12 protein-coding genes are annotated in these 13,027 nt (G+C 41.0%); 9 read left to right on the top strand and 3 right to left on the bottom strand.

The window, feature by feature from the left end:
- The first annotated feature begins 174 nt into the window (after nt 1–174).
- The 9 genes from dksA to mdoH all read left to right on the top strand — a co-directional run bounded on the left by dksA (nt 175) and on the right by mdoH (nt 9,686).
- Nucleotides 175–618 (top strand): RNA polymerase-binding protein DksA, encoded by a 444-nt coding sequence (gene dksA, locus H5182_RS05900; RefSeq protein ID WP_145235383.1) that lies wholly within the window; start codon nt 175–177, stop codon nt 616–618.
- A 17-nt stretch (nt 619–635) separates the two neighbouring features.
- Entirely contained in the window at nt 636–1,580 is a 945-nt protein-coding gene (gluQRS, locus tag H5182_RS05895; protein WP_182759697.1) for a tRNA glutamyl-Q(34) synthetase GluQRS, read from the top strand.
- Between the two features lie 391 nt (nt 1,581–1,971).
- A complete protein-coding gene (gene pcnB / locus H5182_RS05890) occupies nt 1,972–3,330 on the top strand; it encodes a polynucleotide adenylyltransferase PcnB (protein ID WP_310741275.1) in 1,359 nt (452 codons plus the stop codon).
- 2 nt (nt 3,331–3,332) lie between these two features.
- Nucleotides 3,333–3,818 (top strand): 2-amino-4-hydroxy-6-hydroxymethyldihydropteridine diphosphokinase, encoded by a 486-nt coding sequence (folK, locus tag H5182_RS05885; protein ID WP_145235378.1) that lies wholly within the window; start codon nt 3,333–3,335, stop codon nt 3,816–3,818.
- A 31-nt stretch (nt 3,819–3,849) separates the two neighbouring features.
- Complete coding sequence (gene panB, locus H5182_RS05880) at nt 3,850–4,644, top strand: 3-methyl-2-oxobutanoate hydroxymethyltransferase (RefSeq protein WP_145235375.1); 795 nt, start codon at nt 3,850–3,852, stop codon at nt 4,642–4,644.
- Complete coding sequence (gene panC / locus H5182_RS05875; RefSeq protein WP_145235373.1) at nt 4,644–5,495, top strand: pantoate--beta-alanine ligase; 852 nt, start codon at nt 4,644–4,646, stop codon at nt 5,493–5,495. The genes panB and panC overlap by 1 nt, the downstream gene beginning before the upstream one ends.
- A 17-nt stretch (nt 5,496–5,512) precedes the next feature.
- Complete coding sequence (locus tag H5182_RS05870; protein ID WP_145235371.1) at nt 5,513–5,752, top strand: hypothetical protein; 240 nt, start codon at nt 5,513–5,515, stop codon at nt 5,750–5,752.
- A 336-nt stretch (nt 5,753–6,088) separates the two neighbouring features.
- The gene (locus H5182_RS05865) at nt 6,089–7,753 is read left to right on the top strand and encodes a glucan biosynthesis protein (protein ID WP_257325401.1); all 1,665 of its coding nucleotides are present in this window, start codon (nt 6,089–6,091) and stop codon (nt 7,751–7,753) included.
- Nucleotides 7,725–9,686, top strand: a complete 1,962-nt coding sequence (gene mdoH / locus H5182_RS05860) for a glucans biosynthesis glucosyltransferase MdoH (protein ID WP_182759696.1) — start codon at nt 7,725–7,727, stop codon at nt 9,684–9,686. The genes H5182_RS05865 and mdoH overlap by 29 nt, the downstream gene beginning before the upstream one ends.
- 77 nt (nt 9,687–9,763) lie before the next feature.
- Here the strand turns inward: mdoH and H5182_RS05855 are convergent, their stop codons facing one another.
- From H5182_RS05855 to phoB, 3 genes are all read right to left on the bottom strand, one after another.
- Nucleotides 9,764–10,732: a PstS family phosphate ABC transporter substrate-binding protein gene (locus H5182_RS05855; RefSeq protein WP_145235368.1), complete on the bottom strand. Its 969-nt coding sequence runs from the start codon at nt 10,730–10,732 to the stop codon at nt 9,764–9,766.
- Nucleotides 10,733–10,843: 111 nt separating this feature from the next.
- Nucleotides 10,844–12,151, bottom strand: coding sequence for a phosphate regulon sensor histidine kinase PhoR (gene phoR, locus H5182_RS05850; protein WP_149982118.1), 1,308 nt, complete (start codon nt 12,149–12,151; stop codon nt 10,844–10,846).
- A 71-nt stretch (nt 12,152–12,222) separates the two neighbouring features.
- Nucleotides 12,223–12,912: a phosphate regulon transcriptional regulator PhoB gene (gene phoB / locus H5182_RS05845; RefSeq protein ID WP_145235364.1), complete on the bottom strand. Its 690-nt coding sequence runs from the start codon at nt 12,910–12,912 to the stop codon at nt 12,223–12,225.
- Between the last annotated feature and the right edge of the window lie 115 nt (nt 12,913–13,027).

Here is a 13,027-nt window from a genome sequence, read left to right as displayed (position 1 = left end):
CACTTATCTATAAGTAATGGGTGTAAAAACCACTTATCGTACCTTTTTTAATTTTATTGATGCGGTTTAAGTAGGACTAATTAATGAAAAATAAATTTGCCTAGGCCATAGGATTCTGTTATTTATAGCCGCCGGCTCATGCTGGGCATTATATTAAGGATTTAGGAGAAAGTTATGCCAGACCAAAAAAAATTAGGGTTATTGGCTCAGGCCGGATTAGAACCATACCAGGAAAAGCCGGGCGAAGAGTATATGAATGATGCACAACGCACTCATTTCAAAACTATTTTGGAAGCATGGCGCAACGATTTACGCAATGAAGTTGACCGAACTAAATCGCATATGCAAGACGAAGCTGCTAACTTCCCTGATCCAGTTGACCGCGCAGCACAAGAAGAAGAGTTCTCTTTAGAACTTCGTACTCGTGACCGTGAACGTAAACTGATCAAAAAAATTGAAAAAACGATCCAATTAATCAAAGAAGATGATTTTGGTTTTTGCGATTCGTGCGGGATTGAAATTGGTATCCGCCGTTTAGAAGCACGTCCTACAGCTGACTTGTGTGTAGACTGTAAAACGCTTGCGGAAATCAAAGAAAAACAATCTGGACGTGGTTAATTACTAGTAATTAATCAATGTCTACCACAGCCGTTACTGCGCCTATGCGCAACTATCGCGGTCGCTTTGCGCCGTCACCTTCTGGACCACTTCATTTTGGTTCTCTTGTGGCGGCTGTGGGCAGCTACCTTGACGCGAAAAGCAACCAAGGCACTTGGTTAGTCCGTATTGAAGATATCGACACCACACGTGTTGTAGACGGCGCCGCTAAAGATATTCTCAATACCTTAGAAGCCTATGGTTTGTACTGGGATGAAGACGTAGCCTATCAAACTCAACGCCATGACTTGTATGCGCATACCATTAATAATCTAAATAACCAGCACCTAATTTATGCTTGCCACTGCTCGCGCAAAGAAATTAAAGCGCTTGGCGGTATTTATCAAGGCCATTGTCGTCATTTAAAGCATAGTCAGAACAGCAGCGCACTGCGTTTAATTCAGCAACATGCTACATGCCAATACCATGATCTCATTCAAGGTGAGATAAATGTAGCTCATGATCTCGCCCACGAAGATTACTTAATAAAGCGCAGTGATGGGCTATTTGCTTATCAACTAGTGGTGGTCGCAGACGATATTGCCCAAGGTATCACTCATGTCGTACGCGGCGCAGACTTGCTTGAACCAACCGCACGCCAATTGAGTTTATTTAAACAATTAGCTGCCACGGCCCCCCATTACGCACATTTACCATTAGCAGTCGCTAAACCTGGGTTTAAATTATCAAAACAAAACTATGCCCCAGCTATTAGCAAAAGTAACCCCAAACCGGCTTTGCTGAGTGCATTCGAATTTTTAGGGTTGGCGCCCAAAGATGAATTACTTGAACTAAATATCGAGCAAATGCTAGCTTGGGGAGTCGACAATTACAGCTTGCAAAACGTCCCTAAAATGACACAAATTCAAATTTCGCAAAACCCGCACAGTCATACAACCGCCTTTACGCATTTAAACAAATAAAAATTCACTAAAAAGGGCTAATTTTAAGGCCTTCAACTTAATTTTTAAGCTGTGCTGGTATATGATAGCCCACCTTAAATGTGCAATTCATTTAATTAATACCAATTGCGTTAAGGTTGTACACTATTATAGCAACAGTCAAGTAGCTCAATAACAGGATAATAATTTCCAGCATCGTTATGCTAGAAAATTTTAACCCTAGCAATGACTGTTTAACTGACTAGAATGAACAAGACTCTAATACCATAGGTATTACCAAGTAAACGCAACACATGTGCAGTTAATAGCAAAGTGAAGCTATACTTGGTTTGATTTTGATGGCGTCCATCAAATAACCGAATTCTGTAGGAGACAGATTATTATTTCCAAGCTTTTTCAATTTTGTCGGCAAATTATTGGCCCAACCGCCTCTGTAACAGCCGAACATACACAAGTCTCTGCGCAGCCTTTAATAGTTGGACGCAATGAGCATGGTATTTCTCGCAAACAATTTAGCCCAAATGCAATCAAGGTATTATATCGCCTGAAAGACGGAGGCTTTGATGCCTACCTTGTTGGTGGTTGCATTCGTGATATTTTGTTAGGTCAACAACCAAAAGATTTTGATGTGGTCACCAATGCCACTCCTGATCAGGTTAAAAAGCTATTTCGTAATTGCCGCTTAATTGGCCGTCGCTTTCGTTTAGCACACATTGTTTTTGGTCGTGAAATAATCGAAGTGGCCACCATGCGTGGTCATCACGAAGCGCCTGAAGATAAAAACCAAATTAGCCAATCGAGTGACCAAGGACAACTGCTGCGCGATAATGTTTTTGGTAGTATTGAAGAAGATGCTGAACGCCGCGATTTTTCAATCAATGCGTTATATTATTCAATTAATGATTTTTCAATCCATGATTATGCTAATGGCTTAGCAGCTATTAACGCTCGACAAATCGAGATGATTGGTGATCCAGCAACCCGTTACCGCGAAGATCCTGTACGTATGCTGCGCGCAGTTCGCTTTGCAACCAAACTCGATATGTCGATTGCACCGGCAACCGAGCAACCATTAAATGAATTAGCAAGCCTGTTAGATAATATACCTGCAGCGCGGTTATTTGAAGAAACACTGAAACTGTTTTTAAATGGCAAGGCCGAAGCAAACTTTTTAATGCTACGTAAATATGGCCTTTACAAATCATTATTTCCAGCCCTTGATAGTATTTTAGATAGTAATCCTGATGGCTTAGAATTCGCTTTAATTCAACAGATGTTCCGTAATACAGATGAGCGTATTAATGCGGAGAAAAAAGTAACTCCAGCATTTATTTTTGCTGCATTGTTATGGTTCCCATTATTGCAGATCACTAAAGCACTGCAAGAACAAGAGCAACTATCTGAATACGATGCTTTCGCTCAAGGTATGAACAAAGTACTCAGTGATAATGCCCAACATATCGCCGTACCAAAACGCTTTACCCTTGGCGCTCGTGATATCTGGCATATTCAACACCGCTTAGATAAACGCTCAGGACAACGTGCATATCGCCTGACACAGCAACCACGCTTTAAAGCTGCGTATGACTTTTTACTTTTGCGCGTACAGGCCGGTGAAAAACAGCATCAGCAATTAGTTAACTGGTGGACTGACTATTTAAAACAAGACATCAATGGTCAAAAAGAGCTAGTTAAAGCGTTAGGTACGCAAGGCGCAACAAAAGGCCGTCGTCGTACTCGCCGCCGCAGCCCAAAACCAGCGGCTGAATGATCATGGAAACCGTCTACCTTGGTTTAGGGGCTAATTTAAACGCCCCTCGTACTCAGCTAGATCATGCTGTTGCAGCACTGCGTGCATTGGCTGATTGCGAGTTTATTGGTGTATCGCATTATTACGCTAGTAAACCGATGGGCCCGCAAGATCAACCTGACTACGTTAACGCTGTTGCGGCGCTAAAAACCACGCTATTACCTGAGCAGTTGCTTGATTTAACACAACAGATAGAACTTGAACACGGTCGAGTACGAAAAGCACAGCGCTGGGGGCCGCGCACCTTAGATATTGATATTTTATTATTTGGTGATCAAGTCATTAATAGCGAGCGTTTAATTGTGCCACATTATGGTCTAACTGAACGCGAGTTTGTGGTTTACCCGCTACTTGAAATAGCCCCAAATATTACGCTGCCAAATGGTATATTACTTCACAGTATTAGCACTAATTTGGCACTAAACGAATTACAACAATTACCTCTGTAATTAATTTCAGGCCGTTGCCTACGAGGATACTATGTCTAAAATAACCGTTTCTACGCTTAATAAAATGAAAGCAGACCAACAAAAAATCACGGCATTAACGGCCTACGATGCCAGCTTTGCAAAGTTATTTCATGATAACGGCGTAGACGTTATTTTAGTCGGTGATTCGTTAGGCATGGTGTTACAAGGTGGCGACGATACACTGGCTGTCACCAATCAAGATATTGCATATCATACTCGCAGCGTACGCGCCGGGAGCCGTGATTTATTCGTCATTGCAGATATGCCATTTATGACCTACTCAAACCCAGCCGAGAGCTGTAAAAATGCAGCAGAATTAATGCGAGCTGGCGCTAACATGGTCAAACTTGAGGGGGGCGAATGGCTGTATGACTCAGTTGTTGCGCTGACTCAACAAGGTATACCGGTATGTGGACATTTAGGCTTAACACCGCAATCAGTACATGTGTTTGGTGGTTTTAAAATCCAAGGCCGTAGTGAACAACAAGCACAAAAAATGATTAGCGATGCTCAGGCGCTTGCCGCGGCAGGCGCACAAATGCTGGTTCTTGAATGTATTCCATCTGAACTTGCCAAATTAATTACTGACGCGGTTAATATTCCTACCATTGGTATTGGTGCAGGTAATCAAACTGATGGCCAAATTCTAGTCATGCATGACTTAGTTGGCATTTCAGCAGGTTACATCCCTAAATTTTCTAAAAACTTTTTACTCGAAACAGGCAATATGCCGGATGCGGTTAAAAAATATTGTAGCGACGTTAAAAGTGGTGCTTTTCCAAGCACGGAACATGAGTTTAAATAATGCAGTCGATCACTGAAATAAAATCATTACGTAGTCAAATTAAAGCATGGCGCCAAGCAGGGCTTAGTGTAGCACTAGTGCCAACTATGGGTAATCTACATCAAGGGCATTTTTCACTCGTTGAGAAAGCCAAAAACATGGCTGATAAAGTCGTGGTTAGTATTTTTGTAAACCCAATGCAATTTGGTGTCAACGAAGATCTTGATAACTACCCGCGCACCCTCATTGCGGATAAACAAGGACTGGCAGAGCTTGGTACTGATATTGTATTTACCCCAAGTGTGGAAGCCATTTACCCTAACGGTTTAGATGCGCAAAGCTTTGTCGATGTGCCAAATATATCAATGGGTTATTGCGGCGGATCACGTCCAGGTCATTTTCGCGGTGTAGCAACGGTGGTTACTAAATTATTTAACTTAGTACAACCTGACTATGCGTGCTTTGGTGAAAAAGACTATCAACAGTTGCAAGTGATTAAAACCATGGCTCATGACCTGTCAATTCCAGTAGAAATTATTGGCGTTGCAACCAGCCGTGAAGTGTCTGGGTTAGCTATGAGCTCTCGCAATGGCTACTTATCAGAAGCTCAAAAAGAAACAGCGACAGTGCTATTTAAAACCCTTAATTGGAGCGCAGAACAGTTAAACTCGGGGCTGCGTGATTTTGACGACATATGCCGACAAGCAAAGCAGCAACTAGAGCAAGCAGGGCTCAAAATTGACTACTTTGAAATAGCTCAGCGCGATACCTTAAAAAAAGCTACACTCAATGATAGTCAACTAGTGATTTTGGCGGCAGCCTTCTTAGGGCCAGTAAGGCTAATAGACAATCTGCTCGTTGATATTACATAACAATAATTGGGATAAGCATGAATTCATTATTAAAATTATCAAGCATTTCGCTGTGTATAGGCATATTAGCTGGGTGTCAAAACCAAATAGAAAATCCAGAAATGCAGCAATGCGCACAACAGAATTATCAATGTGAAGTGAACTGCGAACAGCAAAGCACCGGCGAAGGCATGGTATATAAAGTATGTAATACTAAATGTATTGAAGCCTATAACCAATGCAAAGCAAATGCCCAAGCATTAGGTAATGTGCAATAACTAATGTTAACTTGCCAATTATCATGATTGGCAAGTTTCCTCCCTCCCAGCGCCTACTTTAGGCAAACTTTCTACATCCAACCATCGTGATTTTTCTGCCATTCACCTTATAGCAAGGTTTACTCTAGTAATATCTACTGACATTAGTAATAAGTAGTCATACATTGCGTGTAATTATTTTCAGTTTATACAAAGAAAGTACACCCTCTACGATACTAGTAAATATAAAGTCATTGAAATATATAAGTTTATTTTAGGTTCGTTTTTTGCAAACTTGAATTCAACTAACTAAAGCATTTTAAAATTAACCAGATAACGGCTAAAGGAAAAAACCTCATGGAAACGATAACGCGGGCAGCTCTGTATCCATCATTTAAAACGAGGGTATTATTAGGTGCATTATTAGCCTTGTGTGCATGTAATGTCAGTGCGGCAGAACAACCAATAACAAAATCTGATGCGGATACTGCTGATGCTGTACCAACTACACAGCCAACTTTGCTTACAATCCCTTCTGAAAAATTATTTGCGGTGGTAACAGCTAGAGCCAAACAACTGGCTGCCAAAGACTACGTAGCAGCTCCCGTAATTGCTGTTGATGCGTTAAATAATATTAATTATCAGGACTATCGAGCGATTCGTTTTCGTCAAGATCATGCGATCTGGAAAGATGAAAGTTTATATGAGGTACAGTTATTCCATCCAGGTTTTCTCTATAAAAACCCTATCGCGATTAACACAGTTGATGCTGATGCAAAGGTAAAAAATCTACCATTTAAAACTGATTACTACCGCTATGATGGCACCGCAGCACCACTTGAGCAGGAAATTACCGCGGCTTTAGGCACCACTCAGTTGGGGCATGCCGGTTTTAGATTACACTTTCCTCTAAACAATAACGACTACAAAGATGAAGTTGCTGTATTTCAAGGCGCTTCATATTTTCGCATAGTGGGCCCTGATCAAGTGTATGGTATTTCAGCACGTGGCCTAGCGATTGATACAGCACTCAGCTCTGGTGAAGAGTTTCCAGTATTTAAAGAGTTTTGGTTAGTTAAGCCAAAACCTGAAGACACACATATTGTGCTATATGCATTACTTGATAGTCCTTCTGTTACTGGCGCATATCGTTTTGAGATCAGTCCATCAACAGCAACTGAAGTAACAACTAAAATGCAAATATTCGCCCGAAAAGATATCAAAAAACTAGGTATAGCACCGCTTACAAGCATGTTTTACCACGGCGAAAATAGCACTAAATTCTTTGATGATTACCGACCAGAAGTACATGACTCTGATGGTTTACTAATGCAATCACAAGACAATAAATGGGTGTGGCGTCCGCTAAATAACCCTAAACAGCTTAGTGTAACGTCATTTGGTTATGACAATCCAAAAGGTTTTGGACTAGCACAGCGCGACCGTGAGTTTAATAACTATCTCGATACTGAGGCACATTATCATGCCCGCCCAAGCCTGTGGATTGAACCACAAGGACAATGGGGAAATGGTCGAGTTGAGTTAGTAGAAATACCGACTGATACCGAGACCAATGACAATATCGTTAGCTATTGGGTACCAGAGCAACCACTTAAAGCAGGTGAAACACTTAGTTTTAGTTATAAATTGTCAACATTTAACGCGGCGCTTGCAAGCCAAGATAAAGCCCGAGTTTTACGCACTCGCATTGGAAGTGCTGCATTACCCGGTGAAGAAAATCCACCACCAAAAAGTCATCGCCAATTTACGGTTGACTTCACTGGTGACAATATTAACAACTTGTCAGCCAAACTAAAATTGCTTGCTAATTTGACCCTAAATTCAGGTGAAATAAGCGATAAAACAGTTCAACAATTACCAAATAATGAAGGATGGCGTGTTGCTTTTAAAGTCGCGCCAGAGGGCGGTAAGCCTGTAGACATGCGCTTATCATTAACACTACGTGACAAAGAAGTTAGCGAGGTATGGAGTTATGTCTGGTATCCAAATGACGTCGAGTAACAGTACAATGCCTTTTAAAAAGACTCGTGTATGGCTTTTTTCACTGTTAGTGTTAGCCATCTCAGCTTATGGTATGTGGATCATGTTTGATATTTTAAATTCAAATGGCATGACCCCGCTTGAGTATGCATTACTTGCGCTGTTTTCAATTACCTTCACTTGGATTGTGACCGCATTTTGCAGTGGCTGTATGGGATTTATTTTACAATTATTTAGAATTGACCCGCTGACACTGACGCGCCAAAAAGCAATCGAAATTGATCAGCAAGCATTGAGTAAAACCAGAACTGCTGTCGTTATGCCTATCTACAATGAAGATACGCAGCGAGTTATCGCAGGTTTTGAAGTGAGCTTACGTTCACTGATAAAAACAGGCCAATTTGCGCATTTTGATTTCTACTTATTAAGTGATACACAAGATAAAGAAATAGCTAACAATGAGCTAAAAGCGTGGCATGCCTTGACCGAACGCCTAGGTGATTTTGCCAAACAAACTTTTTACCGCCGCCGTGAAGATAACAAACACCGTAAAGTAGGTAACTTAACTGACTTTTGCGAGCGTTGGGGCAGTAAATACGAGCACATGATTGTACTTGATGCAGATAGCATCATGACGGGTCAGTGTATGCTTGAGCTCACCAGCAGCATGATCAACAATCCACAAGCTGGGCTTATTCAAACGATTCCGATCCCTGTTAGGCAAGATACCTTCTTTGGTCGCTTTCTACAGTTTGCGTCAGTACTTTATAGTCCAATGCTAGCAACCGGTTCAGCTTTTTGGCAGACTAATCACGCTAATTACTGGGGCCACAATGCCGTCATTCGGGTTAAAGCGTTTATTGATTGCTGCGGTTTACCGGTGCTCAAAGGTAATGCCCCTTTCGGCGGCGAAATTTTAAGTCATGACTTTGTCGAAGCATCATTACTGCATCGTTCTGGCTGGGATGTATTATTACTCAGTGATATACAAGGTAGCTACGAAGAAGTACCGAGTAATATTTTAGATTACGCTATTCGCGACAGGCGTTGGGTGCAAGGCAACATTCAACATTTAGGTTTGTTACCTGCGTCGGGTTTAAAAATAATGAGCAAGCTGCACTTTTTATTAGGTGCAACGGCATATATTTCATCATTAATTTGGTTATCAATGTTAGTGCTAAGTACCATAGATGCGGTCACCCGCGCACTAAACAGTAATGTCTATTTTAATCAGGCATATCAATTATTTCCGACTTGGCAAATAGCAAAAACAGAATTAATTAACTCGTTGCTTTTTGTCACAATTGTGTTGTTATTATTACCGAAATTAATGGGGATTATTGTCACACTGATCCATCGTAATAAACAATTTGGCGGCTCATTTAAATTAATTTTAGGCTCAATCATTGAAACCGTGTTTGCCATTATTATCGCCCCGCTGATGATGGTTTTTCATAGCTACTTTGTGGTGTGTGTATTTTTAGGTAAAAAAGTAACGTGGGACGCCCAGCCTCGCTCAGGCCGCATGGTTCCGTGGCAAGAAGCGATAGGTTACACATTACTATCAACCTTAATCGCCTTAGCTTGGGGCGGTATTGCTTATTACTTTACGCCTGTATTCTTTTGGTGGTTATCGCCGATTTTAGTTGGATTGATCTTAGCAGCCCCAATTGTACGATATTCAAGTAGCATAGGCTTAGGGGTTAAATTACGTAAAATGGGCATATTTATTTGCCCGAGTGAAGTTGATAATAACGACACCCTTGCAGCCTTACGTGTACATGAGCAAGAAATAGCATTACCGAATGATGATGTTGCTAACTTTACAATCCCTACATTGCCGCAAGAGCAATCTAGCGTAATGCCAATTCAGAGCTTTAAGCGCCAAGGTTTAAGTAAACGTAAACGCGTTTTAAATGCCCATCAACAGCTCAAAAAGAAGCTATTTAACTAACCTGAACTTAGTTGATATAAAAAAACCGCGCAATTTACATTGCGCGGTTTTTTATTAATTCATAGTTGGCGTTAAGTTTAAAGAAGACCTAGCTTCTTAAGTTCGCCCATTGCCATCTTGCCAGAAAGTGGTACATAACCATCTTTCTCTACAATTTTTTGGCCATCTTGTGATAACACCATTTTTAAGAACTCTGCTTCAATAGGTGCAAGCGGTTTATTCGGGTGTTTATTCACATAAACATATAAAAAGCGCGACAGTGGGTATTTACCTGTTGCTACATTTTCAAGTGTTGCATCAACAAAGTTATCGCCTTTTTTCGCCAGTGGTACAGTACGTACGCCTGATGTTTTATAACCGATACCTGAGTAACCAATTGCATTCACTGATGAAGAAATTGATTGCACTACCGATGCTGAACCTGGTTGCTCGTTCACGTTGTTACGGAAGTCACCTTTACATAGCGCTTTGTTTTTAAAGTATCCGTAAGTACCAGATACAGAATTACGGCCATAAAGCTGAATGTCTTTTGCAGCCCAATTCCCCGTTAAACCTACATCACTCCAACGAGTCACATCTGCATCAGCACCACATTTACGAGTTGAAGAGAAAATCGCATCGATTTGGTCGATACGTAAACCTTCAATTGGATTGTCTTTATGAACAAATACTGCCAATGCATCAATCGCTACACGTACTTCAGTAGGTTTATAACCGTAACGTTTTTCAAACGCTTCGATTTCTTTTGATTTCATTCTGCGGCTCATCGGGCCAAAGTTTGCAGTGCCTTCTGTCAATGCCGGTGGCGCAGTAGATGAACCAGCCGCTTGAATTTGGATGTTCACATTTGGGTAAATACGTTTATATTCTTCAGCCCAAAAGGTCATCATGTTGGCTAAAGTATCAGAGCCCACAGATGAAAAATTACCTGAAATACCACTGGTTTTTTGATACTCAGGAATAACTGTATCTACTGCCATTGCTTGTGCAGATACAAATGTTGTTACTGCCACACCCATTGCGGCTACTAGGTTTTTAAATCTCATTAGGTTGCTCCGATTTTGTTCGTCTATTTCTTAACTGTCGTCTACTCTAAAGAGAATAGATGACAGTTAGATTACTCTAAAATGACACTTTTATGACTTTGGCTTTTTGGCTCAATTATTTAATAGCACTGTTTTTTCACGACTAAAAGCAAACGAAAAACATGATCCTTCGCCTAATTTACTTTTAATTATCAATTGGCTATCGTGGCGAGTTAATACATGTTTGGTGATGGCTAAACCCAGCCCTGAGCCACCGGTTGTACGACTACGCGCTTTATCAACCCGATAAAAACGCTCAGTTAAACGATTAATATGCTCTGGTGCAATACCATCGCCATTATCAACTACTGAAAAGTACGCTTGATTATCTTTTAGCTGCCAGCTTACGGTTATTTTACCGCCCGCCTTGGTGTAATGAATGGCATTAAACACTAAATTAGAGAAGGCACTGCGCAGCTCCTCTTCAGCGCCTTTTATATCGACGTTAGCATCAATATCAAATATCAACTCATGCCCTTTGTCTTGATTCAATGATTGTGCTTCAGTCCTAATATAGCTAAGTAACTGCGGTACATTGATCGCTTTATCATTATCTTGACGTCGAGCGCCTTCAATACGTGATAACGACAATAGCTGATTTACCAAGCTATCCATGCGTTTACACTGTTCAAGCATAGTACCTTGTGCTTTATTCCACATTGCCGGTGGTGGCACCATATCGCCATCAAACATTTCTAAGTAACCTGTAACAACGGTTAATGGCGTACGTAGCTCATGAGATACATTGGCCACAAAGTCTTTGCGCATTTGCTCAAGTTGCTTCAGTCGCGTGACATCACGCACAACAACCATTAATTGTGAGCTGGCATATGGCATTACCCGAAACTCTAAAACTTGCTCAACACTGTGACCACTTTCAAGTTCTAATGCTTCATCAAACAATTCCGTTTGCATGTATTTCGCAAATTTAGGATCGCGAATAAGGTTGTCAAGCCGTTGACCATGATCCGCTGGCCACTGTAATCCAAGCACTTTTAAAGCTAGTTGATTACACCAAACAATACTTAAATCACGTTGTAGAACAATAACCGCATCAGGCACTGCTTCTGCGCCATCGCGAAAACGACGGATCAAATCAGCTAATTCATTACGTTTTTTACGGTTGCGATGTTGTAAATGGTAGATCCCTTCAAATACTTGCTCCCATGCCCCCTCGCCTTCAGGTGGATTAAAACTACGTTGATTCAATAGCCAATCACTGAGCCGATAGAGTTGATGATAATGCCAAACAAGCAGTGAAAAAGATCCTAAAAATAAAAGCAAAAATGGCGCACCAATAAGCACGCCAATTAATAATAAAGGTAGGAAATAGATAAACAGACGCTTTGCTAACGCCTGCTTATTAACAACTCGATACATACACTCACTTTACCTTAGAGTAAGTAAATTTAAGCCAAAATTAATTATTGGCTTGGTCATCTCCATGACTCTTATAATTTACTGGAAAAACGATAGCCTGCACCACGTACAGTTTGTACTAAACGGTCATGACCAAGCGGTGCAATCGCTTTGCGTAAGCGACGAATATGCACGTCTACGGTTCTATCTTCAACATAGACATTAGTCCCCCATACGTTATCTAGTAGCTGTTCACGGCTATAAACACGTTCAGGATGAGTCATAAAGAAATGCAATAAGCGAAATTCTGTCGGTCCCATATCCAACTCGCTACCTTCAGAGGTAACACGGTGTGAAATAGGATCAAGACGTAAACCATGTACATCAATCGCTTCTTCCAATGAAGTAGGCGACACACGACGAATAACGGCTTTAATACGCGCCATTAATTCTTTTGGTGAAAATGGTTTAGTAACATAATCATCAGCACCGACTTCAAGACCGCGAACTTTATCTTCTTCTTCGCCGCGAGCAGTCAGCATAATAATAGGAATTTGGCGAGTATATTCACTTTGCTTAAACTTTTTAGCAATTTGAATTCCACTACCACCTGGTAGCATCCAATCTAATAACACCATATCTGGATAAGGCTCTACCATCGCTGCAATGGCTGAATCGTAATCTTCCGCTTCAATTGCTTGAAAACCATTTTGCTCTAATACAAAAACCAGCATCTCTCTGATCGGTGCTTCGTCATCGACGACAAGTACTTTACGTGACATTCCAATTTATCTCTTTCGTTATCGAACTAGTTTTCATTATTATGACTAAGTATGACATTTTTATGAAAGTGTAACGTGTAAATCGAAATGCGGGGTAAAAAATGCAAAATAAACC

It is taken from the genome of Pseudoalteromonas sp. SG44-17 (assembly GCF_014164235.1).
Classification (GTDB): domain Bacteria; phylum Pseudomonadota; class Gammaproteobacteria; order Enterobacterales; family Alteromonadaceae; genus Pseudoalteromonas; species Pseudoalteromonas rhizosphaerae.
The sequence above is the reverse complement of the archived record's forward strand: the minus strand, read 5'-3'. Positions and strand labels throughout refer to the sequence as shown.

Bases quoted from the DNA above. Each gene is read 5' to 3' on its own strand.
- dksA (WP_145235383.1), top strand. From the start codon at position 175: ATGCCAGACCAAAAAAAATTAGGGTTATTGGCTCAGGCCGGATTAGAA.
- gluQRS (WP_182759697.1), top strand. From the start codon at position 636: ATGTCTACCACAGCCGTTACTGCGCCTATGCGCAACTATCGCGGTCGC.
- folK (WP_145235378.1), top strand. From the start codon at position 3,333: ATGGAAACCGTCTACCTTGGTTTAGGGGCTAATTTAAACGCCCCTCGT.
- panB (WP_145235375.1), top strand. From the start codon at position 3,850: ATGTCTAAAATAACCGTTTCTACGCTTAATAAAATGAAAGCAGACCAA.
- panC (WP_145235373.1), top strand. From the start codon at position 4,644: ATGCAGTCGATCACTGAAATAAAATCATTACGTAGTCAAATTAAAGCA.
- H5182_RS05870 (WP_145235371.1), top strand. From the start codon at position 5,513: ATGAATTCATTATTAAAATTATCAAGCATTTCGCTGTGTATAGGCATA.
- H5182_RS05865 (WP_257325401.1), top strand. From the start codon at position 6,089: ATGGAAACGATAACGCGGGCAGCTCTGTATCCATCATTTAAAACGAGG.
- mdoH (WP_182759696.1), top strand. From the start codon at position 7,725: ATGTCTGGTATCCAAATGACGTCGAGTAACAGTACAATGCCTTTTAAA.
- H5182_RS05855 (WP_145235368.1), bottom strand. From the start codon at position 10,732: ATGAGATTTAAAAACCTAGTAGCCGCAATGGGTGTGGCAGTAACAACA.
- phoR (WP_149982118.1), bottom strand. From the start codon at position 12,151: ATGTATCGAGTTGTTAATAAGCAGGCGTTAGCAAAGCGTCTGTTTATC.
- phoB (WP_145235364.1), bottom strand. From the start codon at position 12,912: ATGTCACGTAAAGTACTTGTCGTCGATGACGAAGCACCGATCAGAGAG.